Annotated in this window: 9 protein-coding genes; 2 read left to right on the top strand and 7 right to left on the bottom strand. The window is 34.8% G+C overall.

Features of this window, described 5'->3' with window-relative positions; genetic code table 11:
* Positions 1–208: 208 nt before the first annotated feature.
* The 5 genes from CAN42_RS08140 to CAN42_RS08160 all read right to left on the bottom strand — a co-directional run bounded on the left by CAN42_RS08140 (position 209) and on the right by CAN42_RS08160 (position 15,886).
* Entirely contained in the window at positions 209–1,063 is an 855-nt protein-coding gene (locus CAN42_RS08140; RefSeq protein WP_085876263.1) for a copper amine oxidase N-terminal domain-containing protein, read from the bottom strand.
* A gap of 112 nt (positions 1,064–1,175) precedes the next feature.
* Positions 1,176–3,563, bottom strand: a complete 2,388-nt coding sequence (locus tag CAN42_RS08145; RefSeq protein ID WP_085876264.1) for an S-layer homology domain-containing protein — start codon at positions 3,561–3,563, stop codon at positions 1,176–1,178.
* Between the two features lie 57 nt (positions 3,564–3,620).
* The gene (locus CAN42_RS08150; protein WP_085876265.1) at positions 3,621–7,475 is read right to left on the bottom strand and encodes a hypothetical protein; all 3,855 of its coding nucleotides are present in this window, start codon (positions 7,473–7,475) and stop codon (positions 3,621–3,623) included.
* 48 nt (positions 7,476–7,523) lie between these two features.
* Complete coding sequence (locus CAN42_RS08155; RefSeq protein ID WP_085876266.1) at positions 7,524–11,756, bottom strand: hypothetical protein; 4,233 nt, start codon at positions 11,754–11,756, stop codon at positions 7,524–7,526.
* 11 nt (positions 11,757–11,767) lie between these two features.
* Positions 11,768–15,886: a hypothetical protein gene (locus tag CAN42_RS08160; RefSeq protein WP_085876267.1), complete on the bottom strand. Its 4,119-nt coding sequence runs from the start codon at positions 15,884–15,886 to the stop codon at positions 11,768–11,770.
* A 389-nt stretch (positions 15,887–16,275) separates the two neighbouring features.
* On the opposite strand from CAN42_RS08160, the gene CAN42_RS08165 reads away from it, so the two are divergent.
* Positions 16,276–17,733, top strand: coding sequence for a hypothetical protein (locus CAN42_RS08165; RefSeq protein WP_085876268.1), 1,458 nt, complete (start codon positions 16,276–16,278; stop codon positions 17,731–17,733).
* A gap of 501 nt (positions 17,734–18,234) precedes the next feature.
* Entirely contained in the window at positions 18,235–19,794 is a 1,560-nt protein-coding gene (locus tag CAN42_RS08170; protein ID WP_085876017.1) for an IS1182 family transposase, read from the top strand.
* Between the two features lie 235 nt (positions 19,795–20,029).
* Here the strand turns inward: CAN42_RS08170 and CAN42_RS08175 are convergent, their stop codons facing one another.
* Together CAN42_RS08175 and CAN42_RS08180 are read right to left on the bottom strand one after the other, a co-directional pair.
* Positions 20,030–20,200, bottom strand: a complete 171-nt coding sequence (locus CAN42_RS08175) for a DUF362 domain-containing protein (protein ID WP_062572225.1) — start codon at positions 20,198–20,200, stop codon at positions 20,030–20,032.
* 272 nt (positions 20,201–20,472) lie between these two features.
* Positions 20,473–22,530 (bottom strand): heavy metal translocating P-type ATPase, encoded by a 2,058-nt coding sequence (locus CAN42_RS08180; RefSeq protein ID WP_085876269.1) that lies wholly within the window; start codon positions 22,528–22,530, stop codon positions 20,473–20,475.
* Between the last annotated feature and the right edge of the window lie 109 nt (positions 22,531–22,639).

Below are 22,639 nucleotides of genomic sequence, written 5' to 3' on the forward strand. Positions count from 1 at the left end.
TTTTCTTTTTATCTTAGTTTGTAATTTTTATTTTGTAAATGTTTCTCTATTCCCTACTATCATTATATGCTTTTATAATTTCTTTGACCGGAAAAATTTTTACATAAAAATATCTGTTAGAGATTTAATCCCCAACAGATATTATAGAGGTCTTTTATTAAAGAATACTTAATTTAAAATTTTCTACAAAAGACTTATCTTGTTAAAATTACTTAGTACTTTTTAAATTATTTTCAATAACCTTACCATCACGAATAAGCACTAGAGTCTTGTTGACATTATCTGGATCAGTAATTCTAAGACCATAATTAACACCCTTATCATCTTTAATCTGTAAGCTATAATCTTTAATTACACTAATCTCCTCATCAAATGCATCTTTAAAATCCTTTTCTAAAGAATCATTATCTCTTAAATACCTATAAAAATTTGCAGCCATATCCTTAGGAGTGAGATTGAAAGTAGCATTTTTTTTGTCAAAAGTAATAGCACCACGATCACTTACATTCTCTTGCAAGACTTTAAGATAAGATTCTGGATTTCTTTCTTTAACAGAAATTTTATTATCTAAAATAACCTTCTTTTCCTTACTATCATTTTTATTCTTCTTTTCTATTGAAATAGCTTCAGGAATATCACCCACAAAAACAGTAGAAGTATTATCATCCCAATTAACTTTTTCGCCAAATAATTCTGCCACAGCTCTTAGTGGAACAAAAGTCCTATCCTTAATAATTTTAGCCGGTGCATCAATAGAAACTTCATCCTTCTTTTTTCCATCATTAAGACTAATAAGCTTAGAGTCGATTTTTAAAATAAGATTTTTATCATCCTTAGAAATTTTCACTTCACGATTATCATTATCCCATAAAACAACATAACCTAAACTTTCACTGATAACACGAATAGGTACTAGAGTCCTATTATTTTCAATAACAGGCATAACGTCACTCTTAACCTCATCACCCCTTACTAAAATCTTAATATCTCTTTCAGCAAATACTTGGCAAGTAAACAATAATCCAGCCAAAATAAAAACAAATAAAAACTTCCTTAACTTCATAAAAACTCCTTTTCATAGAATAAAAGGACTTGGCATAGATCAAAAGTAATCTCGCCATGTCCTTAAAAATATTTAATCTTCCTAAAATTTTAAAACAAAATTATGCTAAGATTTATTCCAAAATCTCAACCCATGTTTCATCTAAAGTATGACTTGGACGCTCATAACGGTGAGTATGTCCAGCTTCAACAATTTCGTAATAAGCCCAATGGCTTTCATCAATATCAGGGAATACTTTGACCTTATCCTTAACTTTAACTAGACCTGCTTGAGTAACCCTTCTCCTTGCAAAATTATTTAAAAGAGTTGCAGCTTCAGCACGAGTCAAATTATTATCAGGTTTAAAAGTTCCATCAGGATATCCTTTGATTCGACCATTACCATATTCTTGGTTTATGGCATCCTCAAATACATGACCTCTGATATCTCTATAAGGTGCCTTAGCATCATTCATAGAATCCATCTTAGACAAAGCATAAGCAAACTCTCCACGAGTAATAGGTTCATTTGGACGTAACTTATTACCATCAGCAATTAAAAGTTTCTTCTTCATGGCAGCATTTAAAGCACCATTATACCAAGCAGATGGAGTATCTACAAAGTCAAGTTTTGATTTGTTTGATAAATCCGCCCCAACTAAGCGAAGTAACATAGCAACTGCCTCTGCACGAGTTAGTTTACCTTCAGGACGAATAGTCTTGTCCTCATAACCATAAATATAAATATAATGGATGCCCTTTTCTATCTCCTCTTGTCTGTGAACATAAACAGGAATAGATTCAACTGGCTCGTGGAACTTTATTCCAGGTAAACCATCATTTGACGAATCAGGTACAGGTTGAGGTTGTGGTTGAGGTTGTGGTGGTACAGGTGGTGTCGGTGGATTTGGAGCAACTTTCTCTTTGAAAGATGCATTAAATGTTTCTCCTTGACTTACCTTGCCTGTACTTGGTATAGCCTTATCCCATTTATCTAGTTCATACTTATCTTTTGGATCACCTTGGGTTTGAGGGAATGTAATTCCCGTTTCTGACCAAGGAGTTTCTTTTAGAACCTTATAGGCAACTTTCTTCACCAATTTTTCTGGAATTGTCCTCGGCATAATTAATTTACCATTAGCTCCAGCTTCAAACATTACAGTTACATACTGGTCTTTGTCGGTATCAGGAATTTGTGGTTCCCCTCCAGGTTGGTCTGGATCAAATGGCCCATAGGTTACTTGCTTCCATTTCGCTTCTAAACTAGTATTCCCACTAATTGGTGTAGAAAAATTAAATTTTGATTCTTCTCCTGCTTTAAACCAGCCCTGAAAAATGAAATTTTCCTTTTTAGGGGCACTAGGCTCTTTTGCAGTCTTATTCTTTTCAATGACTTGTGCAGGAGGTGTTGGATTCCCGCCCTTTGCATCAAAAGTTACAGTAAAAGAATTTTCTGGTAGCAGTTGGATGGTCCAACCATCTACAAAGTTTCCGGATGTAGAAACCTTAAAAGTTCTACTTGTGCCATCCTTCAAAACACAAGAAATTGTATTTTCATTTGTTTGACCCTCTAGTTTAATAGTTCCTAAATAAACTTCATCTAAATTAGGTAAATAGATTCTTGGATTTAAAAGTCTTTGATTTCCGCTATCAGATCTTATGATGGTTTCTCCACCTGCTTTCGGAAGATAATATCGAACAGGTTTTTGAGTTCCATTCTTAGTTCTTCCAGTAAAGAGCCCAATTGGATTTTCTTTTAACTCGATGCCCGCAGGTAGTTCAAGCTTTATCTTTGAAGCAGCTACTTGATAAATATCATAATCAAATACAAGCTGCTTATTTCCTTCTTTATAAGACCCATTAGAATAGAACTCTTTTAAATTGAACTTAAACTTTTCGCTCTGAAAATCATGAGCATAATGGTAGAACCTTATTTCATTATTTACAACGTAATAGGCCTCTGTCTCCCCTAAAGAAACTTCTCCTGCTTGATTTATTGTCGTAGTTATAGGAGCTCCTACACTAACTTCATTTCCATTTTCATCATATTTTAATTTCTGAATAACTATCTTTGGAGAATTTTCGTGGAATATATCCATATTCTTATGGCCACTTTGGTCAATGAAATTTTTAAGATTTACCTTTACAATTAATTCATGCTTAATCTTCAAAATATCGGGATCAATATTTTGATTTACATGATTCATTCTTAAATTGCCTGCTCTTAAATTCTCAATTTCCAGTCCACCATTTTTATTGGCAGATTTAACCAAAGATTGAAAAGAATTTTTCCCATGTTCCTTATATAGGTTTTTCATGGCTTCAAAATCGAAAAGACTTTCAAACTCCTTATCATCTTTATTTAGAAGATTATAGACATCTTGAATGTCTTTTTCATTCCACTGAGGTTCAACTACAAGTCTCTGTTGATTCGTTTTAGTTCCATAAGCAAAAATATTTATTGGAAGAAGTGTTAATACAAACAGTAAAGACAAAACAAATGAAAGTATTCTATTTTTCATCTTTTACCTCCTTTAAATTTAGGATAAAGCCCAAATACTTGGGCTTATCCTCATTGCTTATGATTGTGATCCTTCTGCTGCTGCTTGTGGTTGGTTTGTAGGAGGAGTAACATTTTCCCCTGTCACTGGTCTTACTGTCATAATCGCTGGTGTGTTGAATTTACTGATATCATTATTTGATACATCTTTTATAACGATAGCATAAATACGTTCATTGGCAACCAATCCATTTTCATCTGAAATACTTAAACTTCCCATTCCTGATGAAATTGTAACTTCTCCTAAACTTATTTCATTTCCACCATTGACTTTATATAACTTAACAGTTGCACCTTCTTCAGCAAATACAAGTATTTCTTTTTCGCCAGCATATCCTTGTTCAATAGTTACTTTTTTGATTTTGCTCTTATCGAAGCTATTGTTTTTATCTACATCACCAGTTGATGTCTTCTTCTCAGAAATATTTGCAAGATTATCCTTGGCAGTTAAAGTGTATTCATCATCAGTAGTTATAGGCATATCTATTGAAAATGCTCCATCTGTACCAATTTCAACAAATGTATCAGTTTGATTTGGACCTTTTCCTTTAATCTTAACCCAATAAACTCCTGCCGGTGTATCTGTTACCTTTCCAGTTATTGTTGCTATATGAGGTGTCTTCTTTACAATCTTCAAGTCAGCAAATGTAGGTCCTGCCAAATCAAGAGTTATAGAATCTGATGTCTTTTCATTCATTCCCGGTTTTGTTACCTTAACCTTTACAATGTCTTTATCCACTACAGTGTTTGGAATTTCTACATAGTTATCGCCTTTTTGTGGATTTGTGACAGTAGCTACTTCTGTACCATCTTCTTTTACAATTTTATAAGTTGCTCCTGTTGTTGGATCATTTGAAAAGTTAACTTTTAGTACCTTTTGAGCAGTATTATCATCATCTTTTTTATCAGCAGGAAGAGCTGGACTTACTGTTTGAGTAATGCTTGGTACCACTAAGGCTGTTTCAGACTCGTAGTAAGCTTTGACAGTGATTACGCTCTTACTTGTACCTTGAATTTCAATTGCTCCATCAAGTTTTTTTGTCTCTTCACCTTTTCTCCACTCTTTAAATTTTTGATCTATTGGTGGAGTGATACCATCATCAGTAGTATTATCTGTGGCTACGAAGTTAGTAGCAGAAAATCTTGCTAGATCTGCATAAGTTTTTTTAGAAGATTCTGAACCTGCAACTCCTGCTACGCCTACTCTTACCTTGTATGAATTTTTAACATTTCCTTTTAAGATACCTCCGTTGCCATCAAAAACAACTCTTAGATATCCTTCTTCATCTTTATTGTCATCTTCTTTGATATCTTTATCAAATTTAGCGATATAAGTTAATTTAGTTTCTCCTGCTTGTACAAGCTTTTCCAATTTCTTATTTTCATCAGTCGGAAGAGTCGGATTCCAATTTACGAATCCATAACCAGTTTCTGGTTCAAATTCACTTGGAATAACAAGTTTTGCTTCTCCTTTTGTTGTATCAGGAGTATATTCTTTGGCTTCTTTCCAAGTCATATTCTTTAAGATGGCATAGAACTTATTTCCACCCTTAATCTTACCATTTGCTCCTGCTTTAAAAGCTACAACTATATAGTCTGGATCTGGTATATTTTTGTCTGGAATTGTAGGTCCTTTAGGATCTTCAGGTTCAGTTCCTGGTGTCGGTGGTGTAGGTGGCTTTGGTGTAATGTCTATAATGCTCTTTTTCTTATCATATTGAGCTGTTACAATCAATTCTTTCTTATCTTCACTTGTTGCATTTGTACTATTAATAACAAGTGTGTCTGCCTTGTCCCAAGCGTTTGGATCTTTCTTTTGGCTATATCCTACATTTGGTGTAATTTTTGGTTTTGTGTAATCGCCAACTTTTTTATTTGCCTTTTCTAAGACATCGATAATTAGGTCGGCTTTATTGTCAGTAGCAATTGTACCATTTTCACCAGCAGAGAATTTTAGACGAATATATCCATCTGGAATTGGTTCAGTTGTTTCTTTGCCTCTCTTGATTTCATTTTGTTCGAATTTTGCGATGAAAGTCTTATCTGTAAGTTCACTAATTTTTTTAGTTCCTTCAGGTAATGAAATTTCAGTGCTACCATCTTTTGTCCACTTTGTGAAGGTGTAGTTGTCAGCTCCTGTTAATTTTAAAGTTGTGCTGTCAATAGATGGTACGTCCATCTTAGGATCTGCTGATTTTGCATCAGCCCAAGTTGATGTTTTTAAAACAGCATAAACTTTACGAGTAATATTTTTGCCTGCATTTAAGAATCCGTGTTCATCAGATTTGAAAGTGATTAGTTCATAATCATCATCAGGTATTTCTCTCTTATTATTATCACCTTCAGGTTGACTTGGATCAAAATCAGGGTTTGGTTTCTTTGGCAATTCTGGTGTAACATTTGGATCATCTGGTGTTTTGTCTACAACCTTATCCTTTCCTGTAAATTCAGCTTGATAAGTTGCAGTTTCCACTGTTGTAGTATCTTCAGGTAAGCCAGCTTTTGTTTTATCTAATGCACCATTTACTTCTTTATACCAAGCATCAAACTTATAATCAGTATTTGGTACTGGTACAGGTACTGTAAGTTTAGGTTCAGCTTCTTTTGCTTCGCCCCAAGTTAAGCCTTTTTGTACAAAGAATCTTGTCTTCATACCAGTTTTTAATGTACCATTTGCTCCAGCTTTGAAGTTTACTTCATAATGTGTTGAAGGACATGGTGTAGGTGTTTCACCTTGACCTGGTTCATCTGGAATTATAACTTTGTCTTGCTTAATAAATTTAACAAGTCCACCCTTAACGCAGTCATAAGATGTTTCAACCTTAAATGCTATATCTTTATCTTGTTTATCTTTTAAAGTTACATAGCCATCCTCGTTCCAACTGAAATTTTCTGCTCTTCTTAGATGATATCTATTTTTACTAATAATAGACAAATCATTTAAAGCTATTAATTTTTGATCTCCAAAGTCTTTTCTTAGGACTGTTTGTTTCTTAGAAAAATCAATAAAGTAATTGGCTCCACCTTGAATTCTGCCAAAATAAGCTATTAACTTTTGGCCATCTTTAAGTTCTGACTTAATATCTTTTCCATTCTTATCAACAACTTCATTTTTCATAGTAGAGTTTGCAATTTGAATTAAGTGTAACTCCATATGAATATAATCTTTATTATAAGCAGGGTCTGCATTGGTCTTTCGAACTCTTAATTGAATATTATATTCTACTGAATCCTCCGCTACAATTTCGTAGCTAAATGCCTTGCCGTAGTCATCATAAATTCTGACATTATCTGCCTTTTCTCCAGCTTGTCTTCTTCCTTCTGTAACATCTTCAGATCCTGCAGCATATTTAAAGGTTACAATTCCTTTTGCATTCCCTGTTTTAGTATCTGTAGCTTCAAGACCAGCTTGAAGAATCTTATCTGATTCAAAAACATTTTTAATGTTTCCCCTAGAGTCTATTTGATTAATCTTGATTTTAAATCCATCCTTTAATCCAATATCATTAAGATTAATTCCTCCTGCGTCAGATCCTGCTTTACTATTTTTAGTCAATATTTGTAATCTTAGAGGAAACAAAAACTCTGTTTTTGGGTCAAATCCCAATTGAGGATCTGGTTGTGCACTTCTAAATGAAACGCCATTTGAGAAAAGTCTAGCATATCTCTTAACTCGTATTGGATTTTTTGCACGATAACTTTGTTCTCTTTTTGTTTGAGTGCTTTCGTATTCTGAAAGCCCAAAATCTTTAGCATTGAAGGTCAACTTTTGACCTACAACATTTCCTTCTGCCTTTGCTAATACTGGTTGGGCTATGATTGTGCTCATTAGCATGAATAGCAAAAGAAGGCTTGAAATAATCTTTCTTTTCATACTTTCTCCTTTTTTAATTTTACATAAAGTCATAAGAATTTATATAACTTATTTAACAGTTATTACTGTATCTGTAGCCTGACTTTGATAACCATATTTACTTGCTTTAACATAAATTGTCTGTTCTTTTACAAGTGAACTTTCAAGCTTTACTACTGTCATAGAATCAAAAGTTGCAATTGCACTTCCAATTAACGTTTCCGTTTCACCATTCTTAGTAAATACTTCTACTTTAGCTCCCGGAACTGTGAAAACTAAAATCTCTGTTTCACCAGCAAAAGGTTGTTCAACGCTAACACTAATTTGAGGTTGATCTGCAAGATTTCTCATATCAGTTTCATCAGTCTTATTTCCAAACTTATCCTCAGCTATAAGAACTATACTTCCCCCTCTTGCAGGTTTACGGATTGTCGCAATAAATGTTCCATTATCACCTATATCAACTGTTCTAATAGTTGCATTGTCTGAAGTTTTTAAAGTGATTTTTCCTGGCAAGTTTTCATCTTGTATTGAACCTGAAATTTTTTGTGCTTGTCCTGGCATATTTTCAGAAACAATATTTTTTATTTCAGGTGCCTTTTTGTCTAAAATCAGCTTATCACTGACGTTTTCTCCGTAAGCTGCATCAGTTCCTTCGTAGTAGGCTTTCACTTCAACGGAATCACCATGGTAAACTTTTCGTTCTACTCCTGATGTGTTGTAGGTACTTGGTAAGGTTACAGTAAATTTACCTTCTTTATCATAAGGAATTGGATCTATGTCCACTTTATTTCCTAAAATATAGAGGGCAAGTTTTGTTCCTTGTGGTTGGCCTGTGATTGTTCCTGTGATTGTTGTTTCACCATTATCTGTATTATGTCCTTGACTTATTACAGGTTTTGGCAATTGTGCCTGATTTGTAGGTTTTGCGTTTGCTACAAGGACTGTGACTTCTTTTCCCTTTTCTCCAAGGACTTTAACTTTTGGAAGTGTTGTAAGAACAGTGTTATTATTGACTTCTTCTTCCTTTAAAGTCGGTTTTGGATCTTGTTTGAAGTCATTGTTAAGCAAGTCTTCTTCTGTCATATAAGTTGCACTACCTGATGCAGGTTTTGTGATTTCATATGCATCCATAGCCTTCCAAGTTACTGGTGCTGTAGATCCTGCTTTTAATTTCAAGCTTGGCAATAAGGCATCTTTAACTTTTTCACCGTCTGCACTAAGGATTGGGAATTGATTTTCAAGTAATTTGAAATCATCTTTTGCCTTATAGATATAAAGACTGTTGTCTTTTATCTTTTCTATTCCAGTACCTGGTACAAAGGCTAAATATCCATAATCTTTTGGCAGTGGCAAGAATCCTATGTCGCTTGGTTGCTTGTCCTTATTAGGATCAATTGCAAGGTCCGGATATACATAAAGGTCAAAGTTTTTGTTAAGACTTGTATTTTCGTCAAGTTTAATCTTTACTTGACTTGTTATCATCTTCATTGCCTTTGGCTCTTGTATGTTAGTATCTAAGGTTTCTGGAATTTCAAAAGTAATTTTATCTTTTACTTTATCCCAAGTTGCTTTTATTTTGTCTTTATTCGGATCACTTTCTACATTGTCATTTAGTCCGACTTGTGCCTTAAAGTCATCTTGACTTGGCTTTTCTCCTTCCCAAACTGCAAGGGCTTTTACTTGCAAGTATGGAAGTAAAGTCAATAGGTCATTACCACCAAGATTTTTGATAGCCTCATCTATTGTTTTTTTAGCTTTATCCAATGCCTTTTGATTTTCTTCATTTGGCGTTGTAACTTTTGGACTTCCATCGTCGTTAATCAACTCTTTAGCCTTGTCGATAGCTTTCTTTAAGGCATCCTTCTTAGTCTTATCCAAGGTGTTGTCTTTACCAAGCTTGTCATAAAGATTATTACCAAGGTCATAGCTTTCCTTTAGTGGTCCAGTGTTTAGTTGAACCCACTTAGTCCACCAGTGACCCTCTGTCTTATAGCCAGGATGCATTACTTGAACTCGGATTTTTTCTCCTGCAACAAGTTGTCTATTGGTTTCAACTATATAGTTCCCAGTGGAGTCCAGAGTTGCTTTTCCTAACAATTCTTTTTGTGTTTCTCCGTCTAATAGTGCGATAGCAACACTACCGCCCTTGTATTCTGGTTTTTCTTTTCTCAAAGTGACTTTTTCTTGAGTGTCGCCTGCCTTGAAGACTGTGCTGTTGTCATAGTCTGCATGATAAGCTTCTACTTTAACTTTTTGATTTTTAAGTTCTAAAGTCGATCCATCTTTAAAGGTTACTTTTATGTTGCCGACTTTATCTCCCGCCGTATCGGCATTTCTACTAGATTGGTCTTCTACTTTTTCTATTGGAATATCACCTTGAATTTCTTCAGGGAAGGTTTCATCAGGCTTTGGTTGACGTTTTTCAACGGCGCCTTTCCAAAGGTCTTGGATGTCCTTAATTACATTATCCTTAACTGCCTGATCTGATATATTCTTAATGTCATCATCTTCAGGATTTAATATACGACGTTGAAGGACATTTATATCTTTAACTTGTAGATAATTTTTCCATTTGTCCGCCATCTTTTGATCCTCATATGATGCATATAAGTTGACGTCGTGGCTATCTGCTATTAACTTTTCTGGAGTGTGGACGCCGTTTTTAACTTCTCCTAATATATTGGCATCAGTTGCTCTTTCATCTGTGTGCCATGCCTTAAAGGTCATAAATGGACTATCTGCCTTTGGATAGTATCCGTCTGTTGCCTGCATAATTTGGTCTATAGTAGCAAAGTCAATAGGGGTTTCTTTTCTAATCCAAAAGTTTACTTGGTTGCCCTTTGTTTCATCTTTTCCATCTTTTTTTCTATAGATTTTACCGTCACCACGTTCTTTTGTGCTTGCCTTACTTGTTCCGTGTAGTGTAAGAGTTACATAGTTGTCGCCAGGATTGTCAGCTACATCATCTTTTGGAATGATAACCTTAGTCGGTTCATAGTTGGCCTTTAAGGTTGTTGTTTCAACATAATCATCTGTTTTTCCTGAGAATATATTTTCTAAGCCTTTACCCGTCCAAGGATGCTCTTCATTTTGAATTTCGCCTTTATCTCCTTGGGCTGTTATAGCCCTAAGCTTTTGAAGCAATTCCCCGTCGTTCCATTTTGTTTCATTTCGCACATCAAGATAGGAGCACGCTTGTTTCTTAAAGTTTCCATTTTGGATTTTACCACTTACTGATTGATTGCCAATAGTTGTACCATTAGCATCTAGGGTAATACGTTGATATCCATCGGGAACTTTACCAGCTTGATCTGCCGGCACTTCCATAATTTTCGGCATAAGCTCTAGTTCGATCTTCCCGCCGACGCCTTCCACGTAGCTTGACTTAATGCTTTTAACGCGTTTGCCGTGTCTAAAGTTTCTCGTCCAAACCCTGTCGCCGACAAGATTGGTTCCGTAATTATCTAAGACAGCTACTTGCGGCATTTCTTTTGTAAAGGCATAGCTATCGAAAACATAGGTTCCGTTTTGGTCTCCGATTTCCCAAAGGTTGTAGTCGCCCGGTTCCTTTGGTAAATCGAAGGCATCAATGTCATCGTTAGTAGCCTTATCACTTGTCAAGAATTTTACCTTTAACTCTTCCGGCACCATGTCACTAATATCGCCCTGATCGGATGCACTAAATTCTGTTCCATAGGGGGTCTTGTAGCTTACATTTAGCATTGGCTTGTGGTGTTCCATAATCTTTGTTTCCATAGTGTAAACACCATGAAGTTCACCCTTACTCCAAACACTATGGTTGGCTTTTTCTTGTATCCAACCGGTTGATTCTTCGTAGGTTGCTGGAATGTCTTTTCTCTCGCTAAAGTTGTTATCGGAATGGAAACCGTAAAACTCTCCATTAAGAGGTGGAATATCAAAAGACCAAGTTAATGTCGGAATGTTCTTTGGTCTTGATCCATCTTCATAGCCTGTTGAAAAATGGGAGCCTTCGTTAGGATCGGCTTGGTAGGATGAACTATCCTTAAAGTAGGTAATCCATTGTTTATAGACACCTATTTGTCCATATCCCATATTTTTAAAGTAGGTGTTCCATGGGAATGCTTTGCCTTTTAAACCCTGAGCGCTGACTTTACTTTGTACGCCAATAGGAATGGCGTCATTTTCATCTCCTGCATCTCTTGTTTGGTAGCTTTGGGAAGACTTGTTTTGAGTGTCCTCCTCTGCCCAAACAGATGCGGATGGAAGTAACATTAAACCTGCTAGGAGGATTGAACATATTCTATTTGAAATTTTCATATCATACCTCCTTAACGTACCTTAACCCTATATGGGTAAGTTGTTTTACCATTTAATGAGCCACTAACATCAATAATATCACCAGGTTTTAGACGATCATCCTTGCCGCCTCCTGTAAACCTAAATCTACCTGTATTACCGACTTCACTTAGGGTGAATTGTGTACCACCTCTAATAACTTTTACAGTAACACTTGCGCCTTGGCTGTCATCTCTTCTATTAACATAGATATATTTTGAATAACGTTTAGGTTCTACAACTCCAAGTGTAATGAATTCCGGCACATTGATTTTCGTCTTTATGGTTTTGCTATTTCCAAAGTAATCGATATAGGTTACGGAAATGTCTTGTCCTAAAGGTGCAATGCTTGTGCCTATAAATTCTCTTGTTCCATCATTGTTCACTTTTACGCTATTGAGTTGGAACTCTCTAGTCTTACCAGGATAGCTTATCTTAATTGTATGGCTCGGTTTTACATCTTCACTCATAATTGCCTTGATACTTGCTCTTAAAGAACCTGGGCTTGTAATGGCTTCTGCCCTATCTAATTTTGCCTTTGTATCAAGTTTTAAGGTTTCTTCAGAGTAAACTGCCTTTTTCTTCTTTTCCATACTTACAATATAAAAAGTATTGTCATCCAAAGCTTCTGATTCCGGTTTTGGAATCTTGAAATAGATGGTACTGTTGGAAGGCAAGGCTTCTCGTAGGTAATAAGTGTAGTAGTCTACACCATTTACCGTTACCTTGTAGTTGTGTCCGTTTTTGCTATCCGCCGCAATTTGTTTGTCTACTTCTGCACTGATAGCTTTGGCTTTTTCCTGTGCATCGGCATCGACAATTCCTTGAGCAAATGTCGGGTTTTGTTGTGCTCCGGGAACTTTACTGAGGACTTTATCATACTCTTTCTTATTCACTAGGGCGTAAACTGTTCCTTGTTTTGCTTCATAAAGGGTTGGAGAAGGAAGTGTCGCTGCAATTACAGTATATTCTTTATTGTCTTTCGTTTCATTGTGCTCTTGTCTTAAGTGTACAAGCCTATTGGAATCACGCAAAGGTTCAAAGGTAACTGGTGTAAATCTTGATTCTTTTTGACCCTTCTTGTTAGATACCCTCATTTTATCAGTCTTTTGTTTACCATCACTGCTTTCGGTACAGAAGAATTTATTAACATCCGGATTTTTAAAAGCCAATCGAACAGCAGTATGGTTTTTATCTGTAAATTCCGCCTTGAACAAATCTGGAGATGCAGTTGTTCCATGGACTGTCCATGTTCCTTTTGCCTTGTCTAAAGTCAATTCATATTCATAGGTTTCACTATCTTTAGGAGTATAATAAATGTGAATCTTATCTACATTTTGTGCACCAGGAGATTTATTTTCACTGTAGCTAATGATAGCTTCAGTATCACTATGGGTTATGGTATCTACGTTTGGATTTGGAACATCAACAGGAATATTTGCAACTTTAATTTCGTACCCATTGTAGTCATTAGTACCTTCTTGTTCTTTGCTTTGAATTGTTTTTCTAGTAGTTGCTGCTGTAAAGGCATCAACTTGTCCCTTATTTTTTTCACTAGGGATGGTTACTGTTTGCAATTTTGCAACTTGTCTACCATCACTCCATGGATCTGCTGGAGCATCTGGATTGATTCCGGCTCCTGATGCGTGGTGGAAGATTTGTACTCCCAATGTCGCCCAGTCATTTGTAAAATTCATGTAATCATTCATATATTCATCAGGCACTTCTACAAGTGAGTAGGATATACGTACACCAAATTCGTCATAGCCTCTAACTTTCCATGTCGGTGTATTATTTCCTTTATATTCTTTTAGGACTGTTTGCTTGTAAGCATCCCAAGACGTTTCATCTACACCATAGTCTCTTGGTCTTAGAGGGTGGTAGTTTGCATCTACGTGAACTGTTGGGTCATTAAAGTTGGTTACATGAGTTCTGTATAGAAGACCCATATAAACTTTTGGTTTATCCCCATTGTAATCCTCGTACTTCTTCTTAGTCCAATCGTATTTTTTGAATTCTTTTTTCGCTGTTACAGTGATATATGGCTTGTAGTTGGCATATAGATCAATTACACCTTGGTTGTCCTTTGCAATCTGTTGTAAGTCCCCTTCAAGAACCAAGTTGAATCCGTTAGGTAGATATGGTGGATTTACATACTTTCCATCTTTTTTTGTCAAACTCTTGCCGTCTTGCAGTTGCTTCAAGGTGTAAACCATATACTTACCCGATGCTTTTGCAGAGATTTGGTTGGCATTGTCTACTAAGTGATCTCCAAAGGATACATTTAAGCCTTTTTGGATTGTCCAACCAACGAAGGATTGATCCTTCATCTTAAAGTCATCCCCAAGATTTCCCGGTGTACTTGAGTTGTAATAAGGTTGATCAATTTTAACTGATGCCTTTCTATTTTGGAACATATCCTTAGTAACTGGGATTTCTTTTATTCTTTCATCTTTACCATCTTTTCCATTATGAAGGACTATCTTTAAGATAGGCTTATAAACAGCGTAAAGAGTCTTAGCTTCAAGTTCTTTCTTGTCGCTTTGATAAAATACATCGTTTGTTTTATCAAAGGCATCTTTTTTACTCTCTTCTCCATCTCTAGACCAAGCCCAGTGGGAGAAAACCATATTTTCTAGTTCAGCCGTTTCCCCTACACCAGGGTAAACATTGTTTGGATAACCGAGTTCTGGATCCATCCCTGTTTTTTTCGCCTTGTCGATTTTTTTATTCTTGTGGATGTAGTAAAAGCTTTCTGGTTTTTCAGCTTTATTTACAAGTTTTCCACCTTGGAAACTGTTATAGTCAAAAGTTACTTTTACATAATCCTTCTTAACATCTTCGCCATTGTAGGCTAAGAATTCCTTAGGCTCTCCTTCCGAACCCTTAATCAAATCTCTTTTTAACTTTAGATGGTCTGTAATATCCATCTTCACCGGTTGATTAAAGGTAAGGTCTGCTCCAGAAGCACCCCTCATGGTATAGCTTAAATTCATCTTGGCTACAACTTTTTTCGCCTTTTGATCAATCTCGTAGCTTACGGAACTGTTTTGGATTGCATTTAGTACCTTATCTTGGGTTGCTTTACTTAAAGTTCCCACAGACCTCATTGCTGCTTCTGTTTTCTTTTTGGAATCTTCCTTTAATAGTTTTTCTATAGCTGCTTTTTCTGTATCTGTTAATTGCAACTTATTGTCTACATAAATATCCTTGGTCATGTCCATACGGGCAATGGCTCCCACACCCATGGACCCGGATACTCTAAAGTGTCGTTGGTAAGAATACAGATTGTTGCCGTAGTCGCGAGTACCGGCAATCAAAACAACCTTGGAAAGGTCTGTTCCCTTGCCGTGACTGGTAGTGAACTTCCAAGTGCTCGACGCATCGGCTTGGCTTGCCCAGTCGTTGAGACAGTAGCGGAAGGTTCCATACTTGCCGTCTCCAACGCCTTCTAAAACATTGTATCGACGCCAAAAATTCAAGGTGTCGAAAAGATCTGTTCCTTGGAAGGCGCTTTCCAAGTACTTATAGTTCATATTGAAGTAGTTGGTATTGTTTCTATATTGATATTTACCGTCATCTTCAGAACGCCAGCGGTTTTTGTCCGGGTTGTTGAATCTCTGAACGCCGTTGGTTCCTTCTTGGTCGATTCCTACATTAAGTACATCTTTGGAGGCAACATTCCAGTCTCCGCCTTTCCCGTAGTCATAGCGCCATTTTGTTCGATTTATAACTACATCTTTGGCGCTATCATCGGCCATGTGTGGCAAAAATAAGACGTGTTTTATCCCGCCGCCGTTACCACTGGTTAACTTGCTTCGCCATATACCACCTGTGGGCATAAAGTCAACTTCCCAGTCGATCTTCCCCGTGTCGGGATGTTCTGTTCTTTTGATATTGACATAATCATCATAAGAGTATTGGAAGTTATCATCTCTAGTGACTGTTTCCATGGCATCATCTCGAATGTCTATGGTTTTCTGTCCTTGTTTATTTTGCCCAAAACCTCCGTGCCATCCGTTCCCAAAGGAAACGTTTGGTACAATTGATATGGTAATTATTAAGACAAATAAGACTATCAAATTCCCTAAATGCTTAGGGTTTTTTTTCATAATCAATTCCTCCTTTTTTTAGCTTATATTCTTGCAGTTATTTTCTACAGTTCAGACTCTCATTTTATACTCAATCCCCCCTAAAAAGAATCTACCTGAACTTTTCTAAGTTATTATACTCTTTCCGTGTATGTTCTTCCAGTGCGTTTTTCCAATTTTATTGAATTCACAATCCTATTTTTCAAGTTTCTTTAATCCTTATGTATAAACCCTTGAATTTACGGCTTTTCTTCTACCCCCCCCCTAGGTTTTTTTTACTTTTATATTTAAACTTTCAATTATTTTTAACTAATTTCCTATTTAATGGGGACTTCTATTTACTTTTCTTTTTCACTCCTTTATACTAAATATAAAAATTCTTACATTTTGTTTTGAAAGGACATCGTTGTATGTATTACGAGACTCTCTTAAAATTATTAATTAAAGTAACCCATTTAAAATCAAAAGACCTATCTCAAGAGTTGCATTACGATTCATCTTACTTTAGCAAGTGGCTAAATGGACACTACTTGCCCAGCTTAAGTCAGGTTGAATCCACAAACTCTTATTTGTCCAACCGCTTTGCAGATGTTATTTATCGTAATAACCTCCAAGAAGATGTGCGTGGTTTTTTACCAGGTAATCTTGATTTGGCTTCAAATGTGATTTTGAAAAAAATCATATATAACGCATTAAATTCTTCCTATATTAAAAGCTTTTACAAACGCAATAAAAATTTAATGTTAATTGGTGACAATCCTTTTCAAACCATTGTCGGATTAGATGCAATTAAACAATTTTTGTTTTCGCTCTATTCAAAACCCTTGGGTAATGAAAAAGTAAATTTGTTTTATCATATTAATTATTCTTTCCTTAAGAGCATCTTCGGCAGTTATCAGAACCTGCTTCTATTTTCAAACGAAACACCTGTGGATGTTCATTTTATCTTAGAAAATCCTGGTTCTTTTTTTGAATTTGATGATTTTTATGATATTTATTATATTTTGACAGAAATGATTTATTACGATCTTTTTATTTATAATCGTACAGTTTCCGCTGGTCAACCAGAGTTTATATATGTGCCTAATCATTTTGTTCTTTATTTCCATATGGATGAAAATGGCTTGCCAATTATTTGTAATTACGTCACTGATCCTGATGTACTCGAACAAACGGAAGCTTATATAAAGTCTTTAAATCTTCATCAGCATACGCTGATGAAAACTATTCAAGACCCTTATTTTGAGGTAGATTTTTTCCAAGGAAATAATTACCGTGATCATAATCTTCATATTTTTGCTTCTTTTTTCGATGGTTTTTTCTTAAATGAAAGCTTGATTAACAAAATTTTAAAGCAAAATCACATTAAGAACTTTGATAGCGAAGTATTAAAAAATACCTTAAAATTAAAAAACGCTACTTACCATAATGGAAATATGACTATTACTATTAACTCAGTTCCTTTTTTCCGTTCTCTTAGAGAACATAAATTGTCATTAGCATCTCACATCTTGAAAATGGATAATGACGATATGAAAAAATGTATTGATCTTATGTCCAAAGGATTGGAGTCCATGAGGGCCTCTCATTTTTATATGATTGACCCTTATGCAAATGAACCTTTAGATTGGGATTTTCCCCTATCTTTTTACATGACTGATCACACCTTCGTAGCCAAAAAATTGTATTCCTCTTCAAAATGGCGTTTTAAATACATTGTTTCTAACAACCCGGACTTTGTTAAATTCTTGAGGGAATCTTTCAATTTAATACGCAATGCAGCCTATGCCAAGGAAGTAACTCCTTTAAGGATTAAGGAGCGACTTCTGTCTACTTACCACACCTCAATAACTTTGGAAGATGAGTAGGCTTATGTTAAAAGATAATTTGTGAAAAATTATCGACTATCGTAACTTGTATTATAGTAGAAATTAAATTTTATATTTAAATATAAAGAGCTTGACAGTATAACAAGGAACTCATCCCTGTGGTGGCGATAAGCCAAAATATTAAATAAATATAGAGATATTTAAGAACTATTTCAAATATTTTAGAGACTCGTTAAATCAATCGAGTCTCTTTTTTATGTAAAGAAGAAAAAGAGTATCCACTTTTAACAAACTCGTCAAAAGAAGAAAGTTATTATCCTTATAAAAACTATCAAAAATTAAATCTTTAAAACCAATAATTTCATCTTATTATTTTGCCCTTATATGTAACTCCTAGCTTTAGGTTTTTAGTTCTTTTAAGTCTAGGCCTAAATACGTATAAGTGTTTTTTGCAAAAAAATGGGGCTGTTGCAAAAGTCCCATCATAGAAAAAAGACGAGGAAACATAAAAATCCTCGTCTTTTTTGATACAATGTATTTATGAAAAGAACTAAAAATACATCATCATTAACTAACTATACACTAGTTAATGATACAATTCAACTAAGATTAAACTTTAATACAGAAATATATATAAAAGATGATGTTAAACTAAGGCTTGTAAAAAATATAATTGAAAGGATGAATCTATCAGAACTAAGAAAAGTCTACTCATCACTTGGAAGAAAACCTACTGTAAATCCAGTAACCATGCTTCAAATAATAATATTCTGCTATTCAGAAGGAATATTTTCATCAAGAGAAATAGAAAAATCATGCAAATATGATTTAAGAATTAAGTACCTACTCGATACAGAACAACCACCAGACCATAGCACAATAAATAGATTTAGACAGAAAATACAAGAACTAACACCAGAACTACTAAATCAAATGGTACAAATACTGATAGAAGAAAAACAGATAGACCTATCAAGCATCTATATAGATGGAACAAAGATAGAAGCCTATGCCAACAGATATAGTTTTGTATGGAGAGGAAGTATAGAAAAATGGCAAGAAAAATTAATAGAAAAAATAAAAGAAGAACTAGGACTAAGTAAAAGTCTAATTCCAGGCCAAGTACTTCAAGCAGTAACAACAATCTTTAAGCAATTGAGAAAATACTGCAAAGAGAAAAAAATAAAATTCGTTTATGGAAAAGGAAAAAGAAAAACAAAAGAACAAAGAGACTATGAACATTTAAAAGAATGGAAAGAAAAACTAGAAAGCTACAAGAAACATCTAGAAATAATGGGAGACAACAGAAACTCCTACTCAAAAACAGACCATGATGCAACCTTCATGAGAATGAAAGAAGACCACATGAAAAATGGTCAACTAAAACCAGCCTACAATATCCAATTAGCAAGTGCATCAGGCTTCATCATAGGAGAAAACATATCCCACCATCCATCTGATATGTACACCCTAAAACCATTCTTAAAAGACCTTCTAGAAAAAAATCCAAACAAGCTAAACAAGATAGTAGCAGATGCAGGATACGAAAGCGAAGAAAACTATGTATATCTAGCAGAAAATAATTTAACATCCTACATAAAACCATCAAACTATGAAAAGTCAAAAACACGAAAATATAAAAAAGAGCAAGAATTTAAGAAAAGCTTAAAATACGATGAAAGACAAGACAAATACACATCACAAGAAGGCAAAGAATTCATAAGATGCAGTGACAGATACAGAAAAAGAAAAAGTGGATACGTAACAACAACAAAAGTCTACAGATGCTTCGATTGGAACAAAGAAGGACAAAAAACCAAAGGAATCTACATATCAGAAACATTTCAAAAATATAGAGAAGAATCCTTAAAAAACATAAAATCCGACCAAGGAATAGAAGAAAGAATAAATAGATCAATACAAGCCGAAGGAGCATTCTCCAAAATAAAATCAGGCTTAAACTACAACAGATTCCACCACAGAGGAAAAGAAAATATAAAAAGTGAGATATGCCTCATATCAATAGCACTAAACTTAAATAAACTGACATCAAAAATAGAAAATAATAACCTAGAAATCATAAAATACAAAGCTGCTTAAGAAAAAAATATTCATTAAAGCCAACTTTATTAAGTGCACCCATTTTTATATGAAACAAGATAAATCTATCCAGAAAATAACTTAAAAGCAAAAAACATAATGGCTAAACTTAAATATTTGATAAAAAAATGATGTCGCAGAGTAGAATCATCTATTCTGCAACATCACCATTTTAGAGCTATGTTTTAGAGCAAACAAAAAAGATAGGCCGAAACCTATCTTTTCTTTAAGTAAATTAGTCTTCTGGATTTGGAGCACCTACTGGGCAAACAGCTGCACAGCTACCGCAATCGATACATTGAGAATCGTCAATTGTATAGATATCTCCGTCGCTAATACATCCAACTGGACATTCTGCTTGACATGCACCACATGCGATGCAAGAATCGTTAATTACATATGCCATATTAAATTACCTCCATAAAAAATTATACCAAAATTTATGAATTCCCTTATTCATAATCTTATGTCACTATATTAACATAATACTTTTAATTTTTCAATCATTATTATCCTTTTTTTATGATAAAATATCGCTAATTTTGTAAAAAATTATAGGACTTAAGCATTTACAAGGCTTAAGTCCTATTTTAAAATTTTTGAATTATCAATTAAGCTTTTTTTATCAATTCTTGTATTCATTAAAACTAATAAACCATAGCATTTTACTGTGATTTATTATTCTTTAAAAACTCTAAGGGCATTAAGGATACAAATCAAGGCAACTCCAACATCAGCAAAAACTGCTAAAGGCATGGACACATAACCCACTGCCCCAAGTCCTAATACTAAGACCTTTAAGAATAGGGCTATAAAAATATTTTGGTAGGCGATCTTCTTTACTCTCTTAGCAATATCAATTGCTCTTACAATAGAAGAAATATCATTTTTTAGGAGAACAATGTCTGAAGTTTCTATTGCAATATCTGATCCTGAACCCATACTGATACCAAGATAGGCTGATGCAAGTGAAGGAGCATCATTTGTTCCATCGCCAACGAAGGCAACTTTTTTATTCTTTTCAATTTTCTTGATTTCATTTACCTTGTCTTCTGGAAGAAGAGACCCCTTGTAGTAATCAATTCCAACTTCTCTTGCGATTTCTTCAACAACCCTGTCCTTGTCGCCTGAGAACATATAGGTCTTAACTCCTCTTTGATGAAGTTTATTGACGCTGTCCTTAACTCCATCTTTTATTTGATCTTTAAGTTTTATAACTCCAAGGACTTTTTCCTTGTCGGCAACAAATACGTCAACGAAGTTTGATTCCTTGTTCCCTTCAAGGTCTATACCAAAGTCTTCCATTAATTTTTTATTTCCAACAAGGTAGGACTTGCCTTCAAGTTCAAATTCTATTCCCTTACCGCCAAGATTATTCAAGTGGTCAGGTGTTTTTTTACTTTTAAAGGCTTTTACGATTGCCTTGGCTATTGGGTGAGTTGAATAAGCTTCTCCCACGGAAGCAATTTCTAATATTTCATCTCTTGACGCTGAGATTTCTTCTACCTCTGCAATAATAAATTCTCCCTTAGTTACTGTTCCAGTCTTGTCAAAGGCAACTCCACGGATGTCAGTTAAGGCTTCAATAGAATTTCCTCCCTTAACAAAGATTGACCTTCTTGAAAGAGATCCTATCCCTGCAAAAATTGTCAATGGAACTGAAATAGCAAGGGCACAAGGACAAGAAATTACTAGAAATATTGCTGCCCTGTAAAGTGCTTCCTTAAAAGTATGGTCTGTTGCAAAGTTAAGAACTAAAAATAAAATTACTGCAAGGCCTATTACTATTGGAGTGTAAATTTTTGCAAAACGTGTTATGAATTTTTCGACCTCTGCCTTGTTGACGCTGGCGTTCTTTACCATGTCAATAATTTTTGCAATAGTTCCCTCATTGTAAGTTTTTGTAACTTCAACTTCAAGAGAAGAGTCTAGGTTTACAAAACCAGATATGATTACGTCCCCTTCTTCAAGAGAAACTGGAGCAAACTCTCCAGAGATATTCGAAGTGTCGAGATTAGATGATCCCTTTAAAATTTTTCCATCTAGGGGAACTTTTTCTCCTGGCCTAATTAGAATAACTTGTCCAATAGCAACTTCACTTGGGTCAACTTTTTTAATCTCTCCATCAATCATTAAGTTGGCAAAGTCTGGCTTTAACTTTAAAGCTTCTCTTATGGATTTCTTTGAAGAGTCCACAGCCTTGTCTTGGATAATTTCACCCACGCTGTAGAAAAGCATAACTGCTACAGCTTCTGCATACTCGCCAGAAATTATGGCAGCAAGAGATGCCACTGTCATAAGAAATTTTTCATCCATAAAATTGCCTGTAACAATTTTTGTTATTGAAGGCTTTATTACATCGTAACCAATAATAAGATATAGAATTAAATAAGAAATAATTGTAAATTTTTCATTTAATTTTGCAAAATGTAAAATCACAAGTCCTACTAAGACGATAATAGACTTGTATATGGAGAAACTTTCTTCTTCCTCCTCTTCTTCTATCTCTTCACCAAGGTCTTCTGTTACGAAGACACCATCCTCTATGGAGTCAACAATCTCTTGGATTTTGTTTCTTAGTTCACTTGTCTCTTCTTCTGATTCAAAGACAAGCTCGTCATTTAGAAAATCGTAGTGAAGATTTTTGAGTTCATCTCTTGACTTAAGTTCCTCTTCTATCTTGCCTGCACAGTTGGCACAAGTAAGTCCTCTTAAGTGAAAAATATATTTATTCATAAATTTCTCCTTTTTATTTTTAATACTTCGATACTTGTTCATATATTCATTATATTTCATCCCTTATGATTGTCAATAGATTTTTTGTCTTTATTTTTTTAAGCTTTTA

Origin of the sequence: Peptoniphilus vaginalis, assembly GCF_900176605.1 — a bacterium.
GTDB classification, from domain to species: domain Bacteria; phylum Bacillota; class Clostridia; order Tissierellales; family Peptoniphilaceae; genus Peptoniphilus_A; species Peptoniphilus_A vaginalis.